This window comes from Duganella rivi (genome assembly GCF_009857435.1).
Taxonomy (GTDB): domain Bacteria; phylum Pseudomonadota; class Gammaproteobacteria; order Burkholderiales; family Burkholderiaceae_D; genus Rugamonas; species Rugamonas rivi.
The window spans coordinates 726,375-747,870 of sequence record NZ_WWCK01000001.1 but is presented as its reverse complement, the minus strand read 5'-3'; the positions used below and the strand labels follow the sequence as shown (position 1 = coordinate 747,870).

16 protein-coding genes and 1 other RNA gene are annotated in these 21,496 nt (G+C 61.2%); 16 read left to right on the top strand and 1 reads right to left on the bottom strand.

The window, feature by feature from the left end:
* Positions 1–244: 244 nt before the first annotated feature.
* From GTP45_RS29130 to GTP45_RS03415, 3 genes are all read left to right on the top strand, one after another.
* The gene (locus GTP45_RS29130) at positions 245–1,873 is read left to right on the top strand and encodes a methyl-accepting chemotaxis protein (protein ID WP_161012458.1); all 1,629 of its coding nucleotides are present in this window, start codon (positions 245–247) and stop codon (positions 1,871–1,873) included.
* A gap of 702 nt (positions 1,874–2,575) precedes the next feature.
* Positions 2,576–3,652 carry a porin gene (locus tag GTP45_RS03420; RefSeq protein WP_161012457.1) on the top strand — a complete coding sequence of 359 codons (1,077 nt, stop codon included), beginning with the start codon at positions 2,576–2,578 and terminating at the stop codon, positions 3,650–3,652.
* A gap of 69 nt (positions 3,653–3,721) precedes the next feature.
* Positions 3,722–4,255: a hypothetical protein gene (locus GTP45_RS03415; RefSeq protein ID WP_161012456.1), complete on the top strand. Its 534-nt coding sequence runs from the start codon at positions 3,722–3,724 to the stop codon at positions 4,253–4,255.
* On the opposite strand, the gene GTP45_RS03410 is transcribed toward GTP45_RS03415, so the two are convergent.
* The gene (locus tag GTP45_RS03410; protein ID WP_161012455.1) at positions 4,250–5,953 is read right to left on the bottom strand and encodes a thiamine pyrophosphate-binding protein; all 1,704 of its coding nucleotides are present in this window, start codon (positions 5,951–5,953) and stop codon (positions 4,250–4,252) included. The genes GTP45_RS03415 and GTP45_RS03410 overlap by 6 nt on opposite strands.
* A gap of 118 nt (positions 5,954–6,071) precedes the next feature.
* Here GTP45_RS03410 and rnpB point away from each other — a divergent pair.
* The 13 genes from rnpB to murC all read left to right on the top strand — a co-directional run bounded on the left by rnpB (position 6,072) and on the right by murC (position 21,494).
* Positions 6,072–6,403: RNase P RNA component class A (gene rnpB / locus GTP45_RS03405), an RNA gene on the top strand.
* Between the two features lie 11 nt (positions 6,404–6,414).
* Positions 6,415–7,911, top strand: a complete 1,497-nt coding sequence (gene glpK / locus GTP45_RS03400; RefSeq protein WP_161012454.1) for a glycerol kinase GlpK — start codon at positions 6,415–6,417, stop codon at positions 7,909–7,911.
* Between the two features lie 798 nt (positions 7,912–8,709).
* Positions 8,710–9,138: a division/cell wall cluster transcriptional repressor MraZ gene (gene mraZ, locus GTP45_RS03395; RefSeq protein ID WP_161012453.1), complete on the top strand. Its 429-nt coding sequence runs from the start codon at positions 8,710–8,712 to the stop codon at positions 9,136–9,138.
* 11 nt (positions 9,139–9,149) lie between these two features.
* Positions 9,150–10,112, top strand: a complete 963-nt coding sequence (gene rsmH, locus GTP45_RS03390; RefSeq protein WP_161012452.1) for a 16S rRNA (cytosine(1402)-N(4))-methyltransferase RsmH — start codon at positions 9,150–9,152, stop codon at positions 10,110–10,112.
* Positions 10,109–10,384 carry a cell division protein FtsL gene (gene ftsL / locus GTP45_RS03385; protein ID WP_161012451.1) on the top strand — a complete coding sequence of 92 codons (276 nt, stop codon included), beginning with the start codon at positions 10,109–10,111 and terminating at the stop codon, positions 10,382–10,384. Before rsmH ends, ftsL begins: the two co-directional genes overlap by 4 nt.
* On the top strand, positions 10,381–12,156 hold the full coding sequence (locus tag GTP45_RS03380) for a peptidoglycan D,D-transpeptidase FtsI family protein (RefSeq protein WP_161012450.1): 1,776 nt from the start codon (positions 10,381–10,383) through the stop codon (positions 12,154–12,156). Before ftsL ends, GTP45_RS03380 begins: the two co-directional genes overlap by 4 nt.
* Positions 12,153–13,709 (top strand): UDP-N-acetylmuramoyl-L-alanyl-D-glutamate--2,6-diaminopimelate ligase, encoded by a 1,557-nt coding sequence (locus tag GTP45_RS03375; protein ID WP_161012449.1) that lies wholly within the window; start codon positions 12,153–12,155, stop codon positions 13,707–13,709. Before GTP45_RS03380 ends, GTP45_RS03375 begins: the two co-directional genes overlap by 4 nt.
* Positions 13,709–15,118: a UDP-N-acetylmuramoyl-tripeptide--D-alanyl-D-alanine ligase gene (locus tag GTP45_RS03370; protein ID WP_161012448.1), complete on the top strand. Its 1,410-nt coding sequence runs from the start codon at positions 13,709–13,711 to the stop codon at positions 15,116–15,118. Before GTP45_RS03375 ends, GTP45_RS03370 begins: the two co-directional genes overlap by 1 nt.
* 2 nt (positions 15,119–15,120) lie before the next feature.
* Positions 15,121–16,290, top strand: a complete 1,170-nt coding sequence (gene mraY, locus GTP45_RS03365; protein ID WP_161012447.1) for a phospho-N-acetylmuramoyl-pentapeptide-transferase — start codon at positions 15,121–15,123, stop codon at positions 16,288–16,290.
* Positions 16,290–17,822 (top strand): UDP-N-acetylmuramoyl-L-alanine--D-glutamate ligase, encoded by a 1,533-nt coding sequence (gene murD, locus GTP45_RS03360; RefSeq protein ID WP_161012446.1) that lies wholly within the window; start codon positions 16,290–16,292, stop codon positions 17,820–17,822. Before mraY ends, murD begins: the two co-directional genes overlap by 1 nt.
* Positions 17,822–19,042, top strand: coding sequence for a putative lipid II flippase FtsW (ftsW, locus tag GTP45_RS03355; protein ID WP_161012445.1), 1,221 nt, complete (start codon positions 17,822–17,824; stop codon positions 19,040–19,042). The genes murD and ftsW overlap by 1 nt, the downstream gene beginning before the upstream one ends.
* On the top strand, positions 19,039–20,106 hold the full coding sequence (gene murG / locus GTP45_RS03350; RefSeq protein WP_161012444.1) for an undecaprenyldiphospho-muramoylpentapeptide beta-N-acetylglucosaminyltransferase: 1,068 nt from the start codon (positions 19,039–19,041) through the stop codon (positions 20,104–20,106). The genes ftsW and murG overlap by 4 nt, the downstream gene beginning before the upstream one ends.
* The gene (gene murC, locus GTP45_RS03345; protein ID WP_161012443.1) at positions 20,103–21,494 is read left to right on the top strand and encodes a UDP-N-acetylmuramate--L-alanine ligase; all 1,392 of its coding nucleotides are present in this window, start codon (positions 20,103–20,105) and stop codon (positions 21,492–21,494) included. Before murG ends, murC begins: the two co-directional genes overlap by 4 nt.
* Positions 21,495–21,496 lie beyond the last annotated feature (2 nt).

The window sequence follows — 21,496 nt, the reverse complement described above, 5'->3', positions numbered from 1 at the left end:
GAAACTACCTAGTGTTTCTTTGTGCGGGACGGTGAGCAGCTGCGCCAAAGCCCCGGTTTTCATAGGAAACCGATACCGGACAAGCGCCAAAAAATTGCTTATTGCACTAACTCAACGCGTCCGACGCAAAAACCGGCAATGCGCTAATATTTCGCCTCAGAAAATTATATTTCCCAAATACAACATAACCGACTGCGCCTAAACAACGCGCAGCCGGCTATCCGCTTTAAGGACTCGAAAAAAAATGAAATGGCTATCTGATTTAAAACTCGCAACCAAACTGGGGCTGGCGTTTGCGCTGGTGTTGCTGCTGGCGGCAGGCGTGGGCGCGCTGTCCGTGGTTAAACTGGCGCAGGTGAACGGCACGGTCGACGAGTTGTCGTCGCGCTGGATGCCGGCCATGCGCGTGGTGCAGGATCTCAAATCGCAAATCGCCCGCGTCCGCACCCGCGAATTCCAGTACATCATTTCCACCGAACTGGACGAGATGGACAAGTATGACAAGGTGATCGCCAACGACCTGGTCGATCTGAAGAAAATGCAGGACGATTACGCCAGGCTGATCGCGTCCGACGAAGAGAAGGCGCTGTACGGCGAATTCCTCGCCATGTGGGATCGCTACATGGTGGAAGACGCCAAGATCCGCGCCGCCATGCGCGCCGGCGACGTGGGCGTGGCAAAGGCCCTGATTCGCGGCGAATCGAACAAGCTGATCGTGTCGCTGCGCGGGCAGGTCGACAAGCTGGTCAAGCTGTACGGCGACGGCGGCATCGCGGCCGCCGAGCGTGGCGATGCCCTGTACGAAGCGGCGCGCAGCTGGATTATTGCCCTGCTGGTTGGCTCGGTGGTGCTGGGCGCGCTGTGCGCGTTCCTGATTACCAACTGGCTGGTCAAGCGCCTCGGTGGCGAGCCGGACTACGCGGTCGAAATTGCCGGCCAAATCGCTGCCGGCCAGCTGTCGGTGCCGGTGCACACCCGTCCCGGCGACCAGCACAGCATCCTGTTTGCCATGAAGTTGATGCGCGACAGCCTGGCCGGCCTGGTCGGACAGGTACGCTCCGGCACCGATACCATTGCCAGTGCCTCGCAGCAGATCACCATTGGCGTCACCGACCTGTCGGTGCGTACTGAGCAGCATGCGGCAGTGCTGGAGGAAACGGCGGCCTCGATGGGCCAGTTGATCGATGCCGTGCACCAGAACGCGGCCAGCGCCGATGCCGCCAACCAGCTGGCGCTGAGCGCCTCATCGGTAGCCCAGAAGGGCGGCGCCGTGGTGGCGCAAGTGGTAACCACCATGGGCTCGATCAACAGCGCCTCGCGCCAAATCGTCGACATCATCAGCGTGATCGACGGCCTGGCGTTCCAGACCAATTTGCTGGCCTTGAATGCGGCTGTGGAAGCGGCCCGTGCCGGTGAGCAGGGCCGCGGTTTTGCGGTAGTGGCCACCGAGGTGCGTAACCTGGCCAAGCGCTCGGCCGAGGCGGCCAAGGAAATCAAGGAGTTGATCAATAATTCGGTGGAGCAGGTCGAGACCGGCAGCAAGCTGGTGGAGCAGGCCGGCGCCACGATGGAAGAGGTGGTCAGCAGCGTGCGCCGCGTGACCGATATCATGAGCGAGATCACCGCCGCCGGCGAGCAGCAGCGCGACGGCATCGCCCAGCTCAGCGCGGCCATTACCGGCATGGACGCGGTGACCCAGCAGAATGCCGCGCTGGTGGAGGAGGCCGCCGTCGCCTCGCAAAGCATGGAAGAGCAGGCCGCGTCGCTGGCGCAGCAGGTAGCCGTATTCCAGCTCGACGAGCGTGCCGCCGCCCGCCGCAGCACCCGCCGCCCGGCCACGCCAGCGCGCTTGATTGAATCAGTTTCATACTAACAAGCAACGAACGTTCGCTCGAATCCGCACTGAAATGGTGCAAAAACGCAAGTGCTTGCACTATTTTGTGGCTCCAATACAACAGGTAGCAATTTCTTACAAATCGGTAACCTGATGCAACTTACTGCTGTTTTGACAAAATTTACTTCACAACTAAAGCTGTAATACTAGGAGCAAAGTTGGTTTCGGGGCCATTTTGCGGGATAAAGCCGCCGAACAAACTCCGGGGTTGTTAGCTTATTACCATTTGGTAGAGGCAATCGTGCGGGGCGTTCAGTATAAAATAGCGTCAGAAATAGCAAAGTGGCTATTTTTACTTAGTCCGAAGAGCAGTGGTACAACCACCGTGTTCCTCGTGCGGAAATCCCGGCCCGTTTCGCTTGCTCGGCAGGAAATATTGCGATGCGGTAAAATGCTCTTGCTTTGGAAAAACGACAAGAATGTTCGCTGTTCAGTATGAATGGTTTTACACTTGTTGAAGTTTCTAAGCATCAGTATAGTGCCGCCTCCGGCGCTCCACGAGGGCGCTGCGACAAGGCCGGCGTAGATTTATCGGCCGCAACAGTGAACGCATCCCATTAGCGGGTGCACAGTGGCAGCTGGGGAGTTTGCCCTCACGCACAAACGGCTCAGGCCGAGACGCACCGAACACGCCGTACTACTGGCTTATTTTTACAGCAACACAACTGAAGGAAACACGTAATGAAAAAATCCCTTATCGCTATCGCCGTACTGGCAGCAACCAGCTCCGCTGCATTCGCTCAATCGAACGTCACCATCTACGGCATCCTGGACGCCGGCATCGTCGCTGAGCGCGGCGGCAAAGACGGCAACGTCAGCAAAGTGACCAGCGGCGCCGCTTCGGCATCGCGTATCGGCTTCAAAGGCACTGAAGATCTGGGCGGTGGTCTGAGCGCCATCTTCAAGCTGGAAACCGGCGCCCGTGTCGATGACGGCACCCTGGACAACACCACCAGCACCCTGTTCAACCGTGAAGCCTTCGTTGGTCTGTCGTCGAAAACCGCCGGCACCCTGACCCTGGGCCGCCAGTACACCCCGTACTACGAGACCCTGCGCGACGTTGGTGATCCATTCGCCATGGGCTACGCTGGTACCGCGAAAAACCTGTTCCCAGTTGCCAGCTTCATGACCCGCAACTCGAACGCCATCGTGTACAAAACCCCTAACCTGCAAGGTTTCACCGGCGCTGTTTCGTACAGCCTGGGTGAAGTTGCTGGCGACTCGTCGGCTACCCGTCAAGTGGGCGCATCGCTGGGTTACAACAACGGTCCTCTGAACGTTGCAGTTGCTTACAACAGCAAAAACAACGACACCCTGACCCTGAAAACCGCTGGCATCGGCCACAACGGTTTGATCGCTGCTAACTACGACTTCAAAGTAGTGAAAGTGTTCGGCGCCTACTCGAAAGACAAGGGCCTGAACAGCGCTCCTCTGAACGGTTCGGCTACCGCCTACAGCGGCCTGACCTTCGCTGCTTCGCAAGACAGCACCGACGCCCTGATCGGCCTGACCGCACCAGTATCGACCGCTGGCACCATCATGGCTTCGTTCATCCGCAAGAACGACAAAGAAGTTGCTAACCGTGACGCTGACCAGTGGGCAATCGGCTACAACTACGCCCTGTCGAAGCGCACCAGCACCTACGTTGCTTACGCTAAGATCAAGAACAAGAACGGCGCTGGCTACACCGTTGGTAACAACAGCGAAGCCGGTTCGGGCGACAAAGCCTTCAACCTGGGCCTGCGTCACTCGTTCTAATCTGATTATTCAGGTTTAGGATCAACAACGGCTGCCTCGTGCAGCCGTTGTTCTTTTCTGGAAGCGAAAATGACTCGACGAGTTTTTCTTGCCGGCGCCATCCTGCTGGCGTCGTGCGCCGTATTTGCCGCGCCGAAGAAAGCGGCCAAGCCCGGCGTCTTGCCGCGCTACGGCATGCTGGTGTATTCCGACCTGTGCATCCACGCCGACAGCGGCGAGTTCGGCGGCCAGCGCATCACGCTGCAACGCTTTGCCGAAGTCGATACGGTGCTGTACGAATTTACCGCCGGCGGCTTGAGCTGGCCGGTGGTGGCCAGCGACGTGACCATCGATCCGCGCGGCCAGCAGTTTTATTTCACGGTGCAGCCGCCCGACGAGGAAGAGCGCACCATCAGCGGCAAGCTGGCCGACGGCGGCAAGACGCTGGTGCTGGAAGGCGGCTATTGCGAGGATCAGTCGCTGCCGATGCGGCTGCCGCTGGTGACGGATTTCAGCCGCAAGGCCGGCGCCTGCCGCGCCTGCCCCGCGCCGAAAGTGAAGAAGGAAAAAGAAGAAGACAAGCCGGTGATCGACACCGGCTCCACCACGACCGCCGGTTTATGAACCGGCTTTGGCTGCCTCTGCGTTTTTACGGATGGTCTCCAGCGTCGCGCCCGGCGTGATCAGGTTGCCGTCGTAGCGCAGCTCGATCAGCGCCGGCAGATTCTTCTCGCGCGTGTAAGCCAGCGCGCGTTCCAGTGCTGGGGCGAACTCCTCGGTCTTGACCACCACCTCGCCGCTGCCGCCATACGCCACCGACAGCGCCGCAAAATCAGGATTGTGCAGCGTGGTGCCGGACACGCGGCCCGGATACTCGCGCTCCTGGTGCATGCGGATGGTGCCGAACATGGCGTTGTTAAACACGATGATGACTACGCCCGCCTGGTACTGCACTGCCGTCGCCAGCTCCTGGCCGTTCATCATGTACTCGCCGTCGCCTGCAAAGGTGATCACGGTGCGCGCCGGATCGATAATCTTGGCGGCCACGCCGGCCGGCACACTGTAGCCCATCGCACCGCTGGTCGGCGCCAATTGCGTGCGCATGCCGCCGTAGCTGTGGAAGCGGTGCGCCCAGGTGGCGTAGTTGCCGGCGCCGTTGGTGATGATGGTGTCGTGCGGCGCGATCTTGTCGATCTGCTGCACCACCTGCCACAAGTCCAGCGGCGCCTTGCCGTCCTTGAAGATGGCTGGCTGCTGCTTCCACGCCGCGTAGTCCGCGCGCGCTTCCGCCACGCTGCCGGCCCATGCCGATGCATCGACCGGCGCCATGGCTGCCAGCATCGCTGCGACTTGCGGCATCCCGCTGTTAATCATCAATTCCGCTTGATAGACGCTGCCCAGTTCTTCGGCGTCGGCGTGCACATGGATCAGGCGCTGCGCCGGCACCGGGGAGGCCAGCAGCGAATAGCCGCTGGTGGTCATCTCGCCGAGGCGCGGGCCGATAGCCAGGATCACGTCGGCCTCGCGCACGCGCGCCGCCAGTTTCGGGTTGATGCCGATGCCGACATCGCCGATGTAGTTAGGGTGTTCGTTGTCGAGCAAGTCCTGGAAGCGGAACGCGCACGATACCGGCAGCTGGTTGGCTTCGGCAAAGCGCTGCACGTCGGCGCAGGCTTGTTCATTCCAGCCGCCGCCGCCGAGCAGCACCAGTGGCTTCCTGGCCGAGGCCAGCATGCTGCGCACGGTGTCGATCTGCGCGGCCGACGGCGAAGCTTGCACCGCTTGATAGCTGCGGGTATCGGCCACCACCGCCTTGGTGGTCAGCATATCTTCCGGCAGTGCCAGCACCACCGGGCCCGGACGGCCGCTGGTGGCGATCTGGAAGGCGCGCGCGATGTATTCCGGCATGCGGTCGGCGCGGTCGATTTGCGTGACCCACTTGGCCATCTGGCCGTACATGCGGCGGTAGTCGATTTCCTGGAAGGCTTCGCGGTCGATAAAGTCGCTGCCGACCTGGCCGATGAACAAGATCATCGGGGTGGAATCCTGGAACGCCGTGTGCACGCCGATCGAGGCATTGGTGGCGCCCGGCCCGCGGGTGACGAAGCAGATGCCCGGTTTGCCCGTCATCTTGCCGTAGGCGTCGGCCATGAACGCGGCGCCGCCTTCCTGGCGGTTGATGATGAAGCGGATATCGGAATCATGCAGGGCGTCGAGCACGTCCAGATAGCTTTCGCCGGGTACGCCGAAAGCGGTGTCTACGCCGTGGATCTTCAGGGCATCGACCAAAATCTGGCCGCCGGTGCGGGATGGTTGCGTCATTATTGTGAGCCTCGTGGGTGAATTATCCGAGCATTCTACGGCGGCGGCGGGAGGGCGGCTTTTGGAATGGCGACACCAAATTTCAGATTTGGAGGGCCGGGCTGGTACAATATCGCCTGAAGCAAGCCAGACAGCCGCTGGTCAGTGCGTAAGGCCTGACGGGAGGAAGGTCCGGACTCCATAGAGCAGGGTGACGGTTAACGGCCGTCCGTCGAAAGCCTTCGGGTATAAGGCGAGGAATAGGGCCACAGAGACGAGCGTATTAAGTTACGGTGAAACGCGGTAACCTCCACTTGGTGCAATTCCAAATAGGCACGCGATGATGTTGCTCGCGGAGCGTGCGGGTAGGAAGCTTGAGCGCTGGAGTAATCCAGCGCCTAGAGGAATGGCTGTCATAGCGCAGGTTCGCCTGCGCCGTAACAAAATCCGGCCTATCGGCTTGCTTCAACTAATTACACGAGATGAAAAAATTCATACTCGCCCTCGATCAGGGCACGACCAGTTCGCGCGCAATCCTCTTCGACCATCAAGGCCAGATCTGTGGCAGCGCGGCGCAGGAATTTCCTCAGCACTTCCCGCATCCCGGCTGGGTCGAGCACGACCCGATGGATATCTGGCATAGCCAGCTCAACGTCGCCCGCAAGGTCTTGGCCGACAATCACGTCGATCCGCATAATGTGCTGGCCATCGGCGTGACCAACCAGCGCGAGACCACCGTGGTGTGGGATCGCAAGACCGGCGAGCCGATCGCGCCGGCCATCGTCTGGCAAGACCGCCGCACCGCCGACCTGTGCGACGCGCTGCGCGCCGACGGCAAAGCCAAGAAAATCACCGACATCTCCGGGCTGGAACTCGATGCCTATTTTTCCGCGACCAAGCTGAAGTGGCTGCTCGACCATGTGCCCGGCGCGCGCGCGAAAGCGGAGCAGGGCGGGCTAGCGTTTGGCACCGTCGATAGCTGGCTGGTCTACAAGCTGACCGGGCAGCACGTCACCGACGTCAGCAACGCCTCCCGCACCATGCTGTTCAACATCCACCTGATGCGCTGGGATTACGACTTGCTGCACCTGTTCGGCATCCCGGAGGCGGTGCTGCCGCAGATCGTGTCATCGAGCGAGGAGGTGGGCAACACGCACCACAGCCTGTTCGGCGCGGCGATCCCGGTGGCCGGCATTGCCGGCGATCAGCAGGCTGCGACTTTCGGGCAGGCGTGCCACCAGCCGGGCATGGTCAAGAATACCTACGGCACCGGCTGCTTCATGCTGATGCATCTTGGTAAGCATGCGGTGGCTTCGCACAACCGCTTGCTGACTACGGTTGGCTGGCGGGTCGATGGCGCGACCGATTATCTATTAGAAGGCAGCGTCTTCATGGGCGGCGCCACGGTGCAGTGGCTGCGCGACGGCCTCGGGATTATCAAGTCATCGGCGGAAGTGGAAGCCTTGGCGGCCAGCGTGCCGGATAGTGACGGCGTGTTCATGGTGCCGGCCTTTGTCGGCTTGGGCGCGCCGCACTGGGACTCGTACGCGCGTGGCTCGCTGTTCGGATTGAGCCGAGGCAGCACCCGCGCTCACATCGCGCGCGCCGCGCTTGAAGCGATTGCCTACCAAAGCGCCGAGCTGATGGCGGCCATGCAAAAAGACGCATCTGTGCCGCTGGTTGAAGTCCGCGCCGACGGCGGCGCCGCCCGCAACGACCTCCTGATGCAATTCCAGGCCGATCTGCTGGGTGTGCCGGTAGTCCGTCCTAAAGTCACCGAAACCACGGCCTTGGGCGCAGCCTACCTTGCTGGTCTGGCTGTCGGCTTCTGGGAGACGCAAGAAGAAATCGCCGCCCAATGGCACTGCGAACGCCGCTTCGAACCCTCAATGAGCGCCGACCGCCGCACCGAACTCCTCGCCAAATGGTCGCGCGCCGTAGAACGCACGCGCGGCTGGGAAGTGGCTTCTGCGGGTTAAAAGAGCGCCGTCCCTGATGGCGGTGCTGAGCGTTTTTCGCATTGGCGGCACGCGGCACCACCCCAACCCGCACACCGCTGCGGCCAGGGTCTGACCCCGTGCGGGGTCAGACCCTTTCGTGCGGGGTGTGCTTGGCGCTGTCTACTGAACCCTAGTTGCTGCTCGCACTATCAACCCGCCGCGAAAACGCCCTAATCTCCAGTCGTTTCGAGCTGAATTCAAAGCGTATAATGACGGTGATGCAGCTCAAAATTTGTATAGACAAGTTGCGTTCATGCTGTTGCTGTTGAGTAAATGCTGAAGTTCGTTGTGGCTGTTTTGTGAAGGTTCCTCATTCCTCTTGAGCGCGCTACTGGTGCGCTGTACTGGCGTTTTCCCTCTCCGATACCCGCGTTTTCCATCCTCCCGCCCATGTTGTCCATTTGATACTGCAATGTTGGCTGTTTGCAACTTTATGCTTTTAATTCAATTTTTTTATATAAGCATTTTCAGCATTAAACACATGGGTATAGATGAGGTGACACCTTCACAACCTTACATAAGTACTTAATTTATTAGGTAATTTTATTTCTAGCTGGCTTCAAGGAATCGCGCTAAGTCCTTAATTTCATTACTAAAATCCCCGTTTCGATTGGCTGAAAGCGCTTGACCACTGTTATTGCTTCCTCTAAAGTGGGCATCTGTGTGAAAAAGTGTCTTTTTGTGGGAGATTTTGCCTGACTTAGCGGACAGGGAAGATCCAAATCAAGAAGCCAGTTTCTCAGACTCCGCTAACCAACTGAGGTAAAAGGTATTCACGTGTTTCAAGGCGCGTCCGCAATCAATCTCGATGCTAAAGGCAGGATGTCCATCCCTGCCAAGCACCGTGACGCGCTCTCGATCCAGTGCGAAGGCCGCCTCACCCTGACGCGCCATCCCGACGGCTGCGTCATGCTGTTCCCCCGTCCTGTGTGGGAACAACACCGTCAACAGATCTCCACCTGGCCTATGCAAGCGCGCGCCTGGCAGCGCATTTTCCTCGGTTACGCCACCGACGTGGAAATGGACACCGCCGGCCGCATCCTCATCTCGCCCGAACTGCGTGCCGCCGTCGGCATCGACAAAGAGGTGATGATGATGGGCATGGGCTCGCACTTCGAGATCTGGGACGCCGCCAAGATGGCGGAAAAAGAGCTGCAGGCTATGGAAGCCGGCACCCCCGATGTACTCGCTAATTTCTCTTTCTAAGGCCCCGTCACATGACCACGACAACGGTGCCTGAATTCCAGCATCGCACGGTGCTGCTAGACGAAGCAGTCGATGCGCTGGCGCTCGATGGCGCGCGCGCCAACGGCGTCTTCGTCGACGGCACGTTTGGCCGCGGCGGCCACTCGCGTTTGATCCTGTCGAAACTGTGCGCCAATGCACGCCTGATCGCTTTCGACAAGGATCCGCAAGCCATCGCCACCGCCGAACAAATCAAGGATCCGCGCTTCACCATCGTCCACGACAGCTTTGCCACCATGCGCGAAGCGCTGGCTGAACGCGGCATTAATCAAGTCGACGGCATCTTGCTCGACCTCGGCATCTCCTCGCCGCAGGTGGATGATGCCGCGCGCGGCTTCAGCTTCCGTAACGATGGCCCGCTCGATATGCGCATGGACACCACGCGCGGCATGTCGGCGGCGGAGTGGCTTGCCACTGAAACCGTAGAGACACTGGAAAAGGTGATAAAGGAATATGGGGAAGAACGGTTTGCTTTTCAGATTGCAAAGGCGATTGTTGCTCGCAGGGCAGTCGAGCCAATTTCAACCACACGACAGCTTGCCGGCATCGTGGCAGGCGCGGTCAAGACTCGGGAAAAGGGCAAGGATCCGGCAACCCGCACATTTCAGGCTATCCGGATTTTCATCAATAAAGAGCTTGAAGACCTTGAAGTCGGTCTGAACCGCGCTTACGACAGCCTGGCGCCGGGCGCGATCATGGCCATCATCAGCTTCCACTCGCTGGAAGACCGCATGGTGAAGCGCTTCTTCGCGTCCAAGGCCAATGTCGAGCAGCCGGATCGCCGCTTGCCGATCCGCGCGGTCGACTTGCCGCAGCCGGAACTCAAGCTGCTGTCCAAGATGAAGCCTTCCGATAAAGAAGTCGACGAGAATCCGCGCGCCCGTTCGGCGGTGATGCGCGTCGCCCGTCGCTTGCCGATCCCGGGGGGCGCATGAGCGGCAAGATCAATCTGGTGCTGACGATTTTGCTGGTCGCTTGCGGCCTGTCGCTGGTGAATGCCCAATATCAGGCACGCCACTTGTTCATTGAACTGGAACGCACCCAGTCGCAGGCCCGCCAGCTGGATATCGAATGGGCGCAGCTGCAGCTGGATCAATCCACGCTGGGCAAGCACGCGCGCATCGAAGACATCGCGCGCCGCGATTTGAATATGACGCCGCTGACCGCAGCGCGCACGCAGTATCTGACGCCGGAGGCCTCCAAATGAGCCGCGGCAGCAATGTGAACACCTCGCGCGTGGCCGCCTCCAAAGGCGTGGCCTTCTCCAAGAGCCCAGTATTGGCAGTCCGCTTGCCGACCTGGCGCTCGCGCGTTGTGCTGTTCGTATTGTTTGCCGCATTCGCCGCATTGGCCGGCCGCGCCCTGTGGCTGCAAGGCTTGTCGACCCAGTTCCTGCAAAAGCAGGGCGAGATCCGTTACGCGCGCACGCTGGAACTGCCGGCCACGCGCGGCAAGATCACCGACCGCGATAATCAGGTGCTGGCATCGTCGGTGCCGGTGAAAGCCATCTGGGCGATCCCGGATGATGTGCAGGAAGCGCCGCCGGCCAAGCTGAAACAGCTGGCCAAGCTGCTCGACATGAGCGACGCCGAACTGCAAAAGAAACTCGATTCCGATCGCAGCTTCGTCTACCTGAAACGCCAGGTGGAAGAGGACGTGGCCTCGCAGATCACCAAGCTCGGTATCGACGGCATCCAGACCCGCAAAGAATACAAGCGCTTCTACCCGCAGGGCGAAGTGACGACCCACGTGGTCGGCTTCACCAACGTGGAAGACCAGGGCCAGGAATCGATGGAACTGGCGCAGCAGAAAACGCTGCAGGGCGTGACCGGCAGCCGCCGCGTGATCAAAGACCGCCTTGGCCGCATCGTCGAAGACATCGAGTCGGTGCGCGAGCCGCACGACGGTAAAGATCTGACCCTGTCGATCGACAGCAAGATCCAGTACATCGCTTTCACCCAGGTGAAAGACGCGGTAGAGAAGTTCCACGCCAAGGCTGGTGCAGCGGTGGTGCTGGACGTGCACACCGGCGAAGTGCTGGCGCTGGCCAACTGGCCTACCTACAATCCAAACGACCGTTCCAAGCTGACCGGCGAACAGCTGCGCAACCGCGTGATGACCGACACCTTCGAGCCGGGTTCCTCGCTCAAGCCGTTCACCGTGGGCCTCGCGCTGGACGAAAAACGCATCAAGCCGCACACCATGTTCGACACCGGTAACGGCTCGATGGTGATTGCCGACCGCGTGATTCACGACACGCACCCGCACTACATGATCGACGTGCAGGGCATCATCCAGAAGTCGTCCAACATCGGCACGTCCAAGATCGCGCTGGGCATGCCGGCCGAAGATATGTGGGAGATGTTCACCAAGGTCGGCTTCGGCCAGCAGCCGAAGTGGGGCTTCCCCGGCGCCGTCGCTGGCCGCGTGCGTCCTTACAAATCCTGGCGTCCTATCGAGCAAGCCAATATGAGCTTCGGCCAGGGTATCTCGGTATCGCTGATCCAGCTGGCACGCGCTTACATGATCTTCGCCCGCGACGGCGACATCATTCCGCTGTCGTTCCAGAAGCTGCACGAAGCGCCGCACGGCACCCAGGTGATCAGCGCCAAGACCGCTGCCGAAATGCGCGAGATGCTGGAGATGGTGACGCAGCCGGGCGGTTCCGCCGTGAAAGCACAAGTGCCGGGCTACCGCGTCGGCGGCAAGACCGGTACGGCACAGAAGGTAGTCAACGGCCGCTACTCGCAAACCAAATATATCGGTAACTTCGTCGGCATGGCGCCGATGTCGGATCCACGTTTCATCATCGCCGTCATGATCGACGAACCGGGCGGCCCGGTGCACGTCGGCGGCGACGTAGCAGGCCCGGTGTTTTCGGCATTGGCGGCGCAGGCACTGCGCGCCAAGAATATCGCGCCGGACTCGGATCTGACCCATATCATCATTCCTGAATCAGCAGCACAGGGGAACATGTGACGACTTCTACTTTCGACCCAATCGCGATTGCTTCCGCGATCCGCAAGCTGGCGCCAACGGCGAACCTGGCTTCGGATTCGCGCCGCATTAAGCTGGGCGATGTGTTTTTTGCTTATCCTGGCGATGCCGGTGATGGGCGCAGCTTTATCGAAAGCGCCATCGAGCACGGCGCAGCGTTGATCGTGCTCGATCCAGCAAGCTTTGCGTGGAACGACAAATGGGCCGTGCCTTATCTGACGGTTGAGAACCTGAAGGCCAACGCCGGCGTGATCGCCCACGCGTTCTATCAGCAGCCGGATGCCGGCATGTTCACCGTCGGCGTGACCGGCACCAATGGTAAAACTTCGAGCGCCGTGTGGCTGGGCCAAGCGCTGTCGCGCGCCGGTGAGCCGGCAGCGGTCATCGGCACGCTGGGCGTGGGCGTGTTCCGTCCGCGCGGCGAAGTGGAATACGACGTTACCGGCTACACCACGCCGGACGCGGTACTCTTGGCGCGTAACCTGTCCGACCTGCGCGAGCAGGGCGCAACCGCGCTGGCGATTGAAGTGTCGTCCATCGGTCTGGAACAAGGCCGCGTATCGGGCATGCACTTCGACGTGGCGCTGTTTACCAACCTGACCCGCGATCACCTCGACTATCACGGCACCATGGAAGCCTACGAGGCCGCCAAGGTCAAACTGTTTAACTGGCCGTGCCTGAAAACGGCGGTGGTCAACCTGGACGATCCGGCAGGCCTGCGCCTGATCGCGCACCTGAAAGGCAAGGCGCCGTTGGCTGGTAACATCCCGCTGATCGGCTACACGCTGCAAGACGCAGCAGCGCAGCCGGACATCGACGGTGTGCTGATGCTGCGCGCTAGCCAATTGCGCGCAGGCCGCAGCGGCGGCACCGAATTCCATCTGGACTGCCCGCTGGGCGTGGCGCAAGTGCGCACGCATCTGGTGGGGGGCTTCAATATCAGCAACGCGCTGGGCGTGATGGGCGCGATGATCGCCAAAGGCCTGGGCCTGCGCGCCGCCATCGATGCGGCCGAAGCGCTGGAGCCAGCGCCGGGCCGCATGCAGCAAGTCGGCGGCCATGAAGCGCCGTTGATCGTCATCGACTACGCGCACACCCCGGACGCGCTGGAGAAAACGCTGGCCGCGCTGCGTCCTGTGGCCAACGACCGTGGCGGCCAATTGTGGTGCGTGTTCGGCTGCGGCGGCGACCGCGATCCGGGCAAGCGTCCGCAGATGGGCAAGATCGCGCAAGCGGCGGATCACGTGCTGGTTACGAGCGACAATCCGCGCAGCGAAGATCCGCACGCCATCATCGAACAAATCCTGGCCGGCATGGATCAGAACAACCCTGCATCCACGGTGCAGACGCTGGACGACCGCGCTGCCGCCATCCTGTCCGCGATCAAGCACGCCGGCAAGCCGGACGTGATCCTGCTGGCAGGTAAAGGCCATGAGCCGTACCAGGAAATCAAGGGCAAGAAACTGCCATTCTCCGACGCCGATCACGCGCAACTGGCGCTGTCGGCCCGTTTAACCATGATGAGGACGAATTAATGCGTGCATCAGTCGCACAAATTCTGCCTTCTCTGACCGGCGCCCGTTTCGTGGGAGCCGGTGCGCAGTTGCACGACCTCGTATTCAACGGCGTGTCGACCGACAGCCGTAGCGTAGCCGCAGGTGCTTTGTTCGTCGCTTTGCGCGGCGAAGTTTTCGACGCCCACAACTTCCTCGCGCAAGTCGCGGAGAAGGGCGTTGCCGCTGTCGTTGTTGAAGAAATGCCGGAAGGTTTCCCGCTGCCGGCTATCGTTGTTCCAAACACGCTGGTGGCGCTGGGCCAGATCGCCAACTACTGGCGCAAGCAGTTCAGCATCCCGGTGATTGGCGTCACCGGCAGCAACGGCAAGACCACGGTCAAGGAAATGATCTCCGCGATCCTCGCCGCAGCCCATGGCGAAGAAGGCCGCTTGGCCACGCGCGGTAATTTGAATAACGAAATCGGCGTGCCGCTCACGCTGTTCCGCATGGATGCGCAACAGCAGTCGGCCGTCATTGAGATGGGCATGAATCATCCGGGCGAAATCGGCCGCCTGGCCGCCATCGCCGGCGCGAACATCGCCATGGTCAACAACGCCCAGCGCGAGCACCAGGAATTCATGCACACCGTGGAAGCGGTCGCGCGCGAGAACGGCTCGGTGCTGTCCGCGCTGCCGACCGACGGCGTAGCCGTGTTCCCGCATGGCGACGAGTTCACCTGCATCTGGGAAGAACTGTCGGCCGGCCGCCGCATGCTGCGCTTCGGCCTGACCAAGGATGCAGAAGTGAGCTGCACCTACCGCGCCAGCGATTTCGAAAGCGAGATGTTCATCACCATCTGCGAAAGCGAAGCAGACACGCGCCAGTTCTTCGTGCGCCTGCAAGCCGCTGGTGAACACAATGTTCGCAATGCGCTGGCCGCAGTGGCGTGCACCTATGCCGCCGGCGTGCCGCTGGAAAAAATCAAGCTGGGACTCGACACCTTCGCGCCGGTCAGCGGCCGTCTGCAGAAGAAGCAGGCCGCCAACGGCGCCGTGGTGATCGACGATACCTACAACGCTAACCCGGACTCGGTACGCGCCGCCATCGACGTGCTATCGAAAGCCGCCGCGCCGCGCGTGCTGGTGCTCGGCGATATGGGCGAAGTCGGCACGCAAGGCCGCGAGTTCCACGAAGAAGTAGGCGCATACGCGCAGGACAAAGGCATCGATACGGTGCTGGTAACAGGCGAACTGGCCGCTTTCATGGCAAATGCGATGCAAGGCGCGAACATTCGTCATTTTGAAAACTTTGGCGATTTGCTGTCTGCGGTGGACGCAGCGGTGTCGCCCGATGCAACTGTATTAATCAAGGGCTCCCGTTTCATGAAGATGGAGCGGGTCGTGCAGCATTTGATTGGGTCGCAACAAGCTAACAAGGAAGGTCACTAATCATGCTGCTCTGGCTCGCACAATTTTTCCAGCAGGACGTCGGGATACTCCGCGTCTTCAACTTCATCACTTTCCGCGCGGTGTTTGCTACCGCGACGGCGCTGTTTATCGGCCTGGCCGCCGGCCCGTTCGTGATCCGCAAACTGACCGCGATGAAGTACGGCCAGGCCGTGCGTACCGATGGCCCGCAAACGCACTTGAAAAAACACGGCACCCCAACCATGGGCGGCGTGCTGATTCTGCTGTCGATCGCGATTGCTACGCTGCTGTGGTGCGACCTGTCGAACCGCTTGATCTGGCCGGTGCTGATCGTCACGCTGGGCTTCGGCGCAGTGGGCTGGGTGGATGACTACCGCAAGGTGGTGTATCAAGACCCGGAAGGCATGCGCTCGCGCGAGAAGTATTTCTGGCAGTCGCTGGTTGGTATCGCCGCTGCGCTGTACCTGGCTTTCTCGGTGTCGGCCACCAGCACCGCGCAAGTATTCGAACTGTTCTTCGCGTGGGTGCGTTCCGGCTTTGAAATGGATCTGCCGCCGAAGGCTGACTTGATTGTGCCGTTCTTTAAAACCATCAGCTACCCGCTGGGCGTGTGGGGCTTCATCGCGCTGACCTACTGTGTCATCGTCGGCTCGTCCAACGCCGTTAACTTCACTGACGGCTTGGATGGTCTGGCGATTATGCCGACGATTATGGTCGGCTCGGCACTGGGCCTGTTCGCTTACCTGACCGGTAGCTCGACGTATTCGAAGTATTTGTTCATTCCGCACATTCCTGGCGCGGGCGAATTGATTATCTTCTGCGGCGCGCTGGCTGGCGCGGGCTTGGCGTTCTTGTGGTTTAACACCCATCCGGCGCAAGTGTTCATGGGCGACGTCGGCGCGTTGGCGCTGGGCGGTGCGTTGGGAACTATTGCGGTGATTGTGCGTCAAGAGATTGTGTTGTTCATCATGGGCGGCATCTTCGTTGCGGAGACGGTGTCGGTGATGATTCAGGTGGGCTGGTTCAAATACACCAAGAAGCGCTATGGCACCGGCCGCCGCGTGTTCCTGATGGCGCCGCTGCACCACCACTTTGAACAAAAAGGCTGGAAAGAGACCCAAGTCGTCGTGCGCTTCTGGATTATCACGATGATCTTGGTACTGGTTGGACTCTCGACGTTGAAACTGCGCTGATGATTTACGAAGGCAAAAACGCACTGGTACTCGGGCTGGGTGAATCCGGCCTGGCGATGGCGCTATGGCTCGCCCGCAGCGGCGCGCGCGTGCGCGTGGCCGATACGCGCGAGTCGCCGGATCGTTTGCCTGCGCTGAAAGAAGCGCTGCCGGAAGCGGAATTCGTCGCCGGCCCCTTCGGCGCATCGCTGCTGGAAGGCGTGGACTTTGTGGCCGTCAGCCCTGGCCTGGCGCCGAACCGCGAGCTGGCAGAGATTAATCCTGCCGCCATGGCCGCTGGCATTGAAGTGTGGGGCGAGATCGAGTTGTTCGCGCAGGCGCTGGAATCGCTGAAAGCATCGCACAGCTACGAGCCGAAGATCATCGCCATCACCGGCACCAACGGCAAGACCACGGTGACCACGCTGGTCGGCCAACTGTGCGAACGCGCTGGCAAAACTGTACGCGTGGCCGGCAACATCAGCCCAGCGGCGTTGGACGTGCTGCGCGAAGTGCTCGATAAAGAAACGCTGCCGGAAGTCTGGGTACTCGAACTCTCATCTTTCCAGCTGCAGACCACCTTCACGCTGGAAGCCGACGCGGCGACCGTGTTGAACGTCACGCAGGATCACCTGGACTGGCACGGCGACATGCCATCCTACGCTGCCGCCAAGCACCGCATCTTCGCTGCCAACACTGTGCGCGTGTTGAACCGCGATGACGCCACCACCATGCGCATGGCCAGCGCCACCGGCCATAATGTCACCTTCGGCACCGACGCGCCAACGCTGCGCGACGACCTTGGCCTGAACAACGAACGCGGCGTGCTGTGGCTCGCCACCGCCATCCCGGCGGAAGAAGAGGGCGAACCGAAGAAACGCAAAAAGAACGATCCACCACCGCCACCGGTCGAGTGCATCGTCAAGAACCTGATGCCTGCCGACGCACTGCAAATTCGCGGCGTGCACAATGCCGCCAACGCATTGGCCGCGCTGGCGCTGTGCCGCGCCATCGACCTGCCACTGGCGCCGCTGCTGCATGGCTTGCGCGAATATCGCGGCCAGCCGCACCGCGTTGAACTGGTCAGCGCCATCAACGACGTCGAATATTACGACGACAGCAAAGGCACCAACGTCGGCGCTACCGTGGCCGCATTGAATGGCCTCGGCAAAGCCTTCACCGGCGAAAACCAGCGCCTGGTCGTCATCCTCGGCGGCGACGGCAAGGGACAGGACTTCGCGCCGCTGGCCGAACCAGTCGCCCGCTATGCCCGCGCCGCATTGCTGATCGGCCGCGACGCCCCGCAAATCCGCGCCGCGCTGGAATCGGCCGCGCGCGAGCAGGGCGTGGTGTTGGCGTACGAACTGGAAGACTGCGGCACCGACCTGCCGCAAGCGGTCAAGCGCGCGAGCGAACTGGCGCAAGCCGGCGACGCCGTGCTGCTGTCGCCCGCGTGCGCCAGCATGGACATGTTCAAGAACTACGCGCATCGCGCCCAGGTGTTCATCGACACCGTGCGCGACATCGCCCTCGACGCGGGACAGGAGATCTAATGGCCTTCCAGCTGCCGTTCCGCTTTGGCTCCAAGTCGGCTGAAACGCCGATGGAGAGTCGCGCGCGGCAGTCGAAGATGATGGAGTATGACCAGCCGCTGGTCTGGGTCACGCTGCTGCTCATGCTGCTCGGGATGGTGATGGTGTATTCGGCCTCGATCTCGCTGCCGGATTCGCCGAAGTTCGCCAACTATGTGCGCTGGCAGAACACCTACTTCCTGCAACGCCAGATGATGTTCATCGCTGTTTCGCTGGTGGTGGGCTTGTTCGTATTCCGCATCCGCGTCGCCGATTTGCAGAAGGCGGCGCCGTACCTGTTTATCGGCACCTTGGTGCTGCTGGTGCTGGTGCTGATTCCCGGCGTCGGCGTGGTGGTCAACGGCGGCCGCCGCTGGCTGTCGCTCAAGGTATTCAACGTGCAGCCCTCGGAACTGATGAAAGTCGTGGCCGTGCTGTACGCCGCCGACTACACCGTGCGCAAGCAGCAGTATATGCACAAGCTGACCAAGGGCTTTATGCCGATGGCGGCGGCGGTTGGTTTCGTCGGCCTGTTGCTGCTGCTGGAGCCGGATCTCGGCGCCTTCGGCGTGATCGTCTGCATCGCGATGGGCATCCTGTTCCTGGGCGGGATCAACGCGATCTGGTTCGGCGGCATCGGCGCGGTGCTGGTGGTGATCTTCGGCTCCATCATCGCGCTGTCGAAATTCCGCCGCGAGCGTTATTTCGCGTACCTCAATCCGTGGGAAGAGGACAACGCATTGAACAAGGCCTACCAGCTGACCCACTCGCTGATCGCTTTCGGGCGCGGCGAGCTTTTTGGCGTTGGGCTGGGCGGCAGCGTGGAAAAACTGCACTACCTGCCGGAAGCGCATACCGACTTCCTGCTGGCGGTGATCGGCGAAGAACTCGGCCTGGCCGGCGTGCTGGTGGTGATCGCGATGTTCTACTGGATTATCAAGCGCGCTTTCGATATCGGCCGCCAGGCCATCGCCATCGATCAGACCTTCGCCGGCCTGACGGCCAAGGGCATCGGCATCTGGATCGGCGTGCAGACGTTTATTAACATGGGTGTAAACCTGGGCTTACTGCCAACCAAGGGCTTGACCCTGCCGCTGATGAGCTATGGCGGCACGGGCGTTGTAATTAACTGCATCGGACTCGCGATTCTGCTCAGGATCGATTACGAGAACCGGGTTCTGATGCGTGGTGGCAGACTATGAAACGATTAATGATTATGGCGGCCGGTACGGGCGGTCATATTTTCCCAGGCCTGGCGATCGCGCAAACCATGCGTGCGCGCGGCTGGGAAGTGAGCTGGCTGGGTACGTCCGCCGGCATGGAACAGGACTTGGTGCCTAAGAGCGGCATCGCGATGGATAGCATCAACTTCACCGGCATGCGCGGCAAAGGCCTGAAGCATACGGTGAGCGGCGCGTTCAAGATGGTGAAGGCGTTTGCCGACTGCTTCAGCTTTATCGGCAGCCGCAAGCCGGACGTGGTGATGGGCATGGGCGGTTATGTGACTGTGCCGGGCGGTTTGATGGCGCGCCTGCGCGGCACGCCGCTGGTGCTGGTGAATGCCGATGCGGCGCTGCTGCTGTCGAACAAAACGCTGGTGCCTGCGGCTTCGCGCGTGTGCTTTGGCTTCCCTGCCAACTTCGGCAATGCTGCGGGCAAGGCAGTCGTCACCGGCAATCCGGTGCGCAAGGAGATTCTGGACATGGCATCGCCGGCCCAACGCTTTGAAGGCCGCGAAGGCCCGCTGCGTATTCTGGTAGTGGGCGGCAGCCTCGGTGCGAAAGCGCTGAACGATGCGCTGCCTGCGGCGTTGGCGCTGATCCCTGAGGCACAGCGTCCCCTGGTGACCCACCAGTCGGGCAAAAAGAATATCGATGCGCTGCGCGCGGCGTATCAGCAGGCCGGCGTGACGGCCAATGTGGTCGACTTCATCGACGACATGGCCACCGCCTACAGCAATGCGGACGTGGTGATCTGCCGCGCCGGCGCCATTACCGTTTCCGAACTGACGGCAGCTGGCGTGGCCAGCGTGCTGGTGCCGTTCATGGCATCTACCACCAGCCACCAGCGCGACAACGCGCAGTGGATGGCGAAACAAAAAGCGGCGATTCACATGCCGCAGACGGAATTAAGCGCGCAATCCGTTGCTGCGCTGTTGGAAACGCTGACCCGCGCGTCCTGCCTGGCCATGGCCAACGCAGCGCGTGAAGTCGGCAAACGTGACGCAAACGACGCGATCGCAAAAGTATTGGAAGATTTAGCATGAAGCATAAAGTACAGAACATACACTTCGTCGGCATCGGCGGTAGCGGCATGAGCGGCATTGCAGAAGTGCTGCTCACGCTGGGCTACTCCGTGTCCGGCTCGGACTTGGGCAGCAACGCTGTGACCCAGCGCCTGGCCGATATGGGCGCGACTGTGTATCAAGGCCACGCGGAATCCAACATCGGCAACGCCGATGCCGTCGTGACCTCGACCGCTGTACAGCAGGACAACCCTGAAGTAGTAGCGGCACGCAGCCGTAAAATTCCTATCGTCCCGCGCGCAGTGATGCTGGGCGAGTTGATGCGCCTGAAGCGCGGCATCGCCATCGCCGGCACGCACGGCAAGACCACTACCACCAGCCTGGTGGCGTCGGTGCTGGCACAGGGTGGCCTCGATCCGACCTTCGTGATTGGCGGCCGTCTGACCGCAGCCGGCGCCAACGCCAAGCTGGGCACCGGTGAATACCTCGTCGCCGAAGCCGACGAGTCGGACGCCTCGTTCCTGAACCTGACGCCGATGATCGAAGTCATTACCAATATCGACGCCGATCACATGGAAACCTACGAGCACGATTTCGAAAAGCTCAAGCAGGCCTTTGTCCACTTCACGCACCGCCTGCCGTTCTACGGCCGCGCCATGCTGTGCATCGACGATCCGCATGTACGCTCGATCCTGCCGCACGTAACCAAGCCAGTCACCACCTACGGTTTCGCCGAAGACGCCGAAGTGCGCGCCGTGAACGCGCGTGCCGTTGGCGTGGAAATGCACTTCACCGTCAAGCAGGAAGGCTATCCAGACCTGGACGTGGTGCTGAACCAGCCAGGCCTGCACAACGTGCAGAATGCCTGCTCCGCCGTGGCCATCGCCCGCGAGATCGGCATTGAAGACAGCGCAACGCAAGCGGGCCTCGCAGGCTTTGCGGGCGTGGGCCGCCGCTTCACCAAGTATGGCGACGTCGCCATTCCGGGCGGTGGTACGTTCACGCTGGTCGACGACTTCGGCCACCATCCGCTGGAAATGGAAGTGACCATGGCCGCAGCGCGCGCCGCTTATCCGGGCCGCCGCCTGGTGCTGGCGTTCCAGCCGCACCGCTTCAGCCGCACGCGCGACCTGTTCGAAGATTTCGTCAAGGTGCTGGGCACGCCGGACGTGCTGGTGCTGGGCGAGGTGTACGCCGCCGGCGAAGCGCCGATTGTCGCCGCCGACGGCCGCGCGCTGGCGCATGCGCTGCGCGCACGCGGCAAGACCGAACCAATTTTTGTTGAGGCGATCGGCGATATGCCGGAAACCATCATGGGCGTGGTACGCGACGGCGACGTTGTGATGACCATGGGCGCAGGCTCGATCAGCGGCGTCCCAGCCAAACTGACTAATTATCCAAAGGTCTGAAT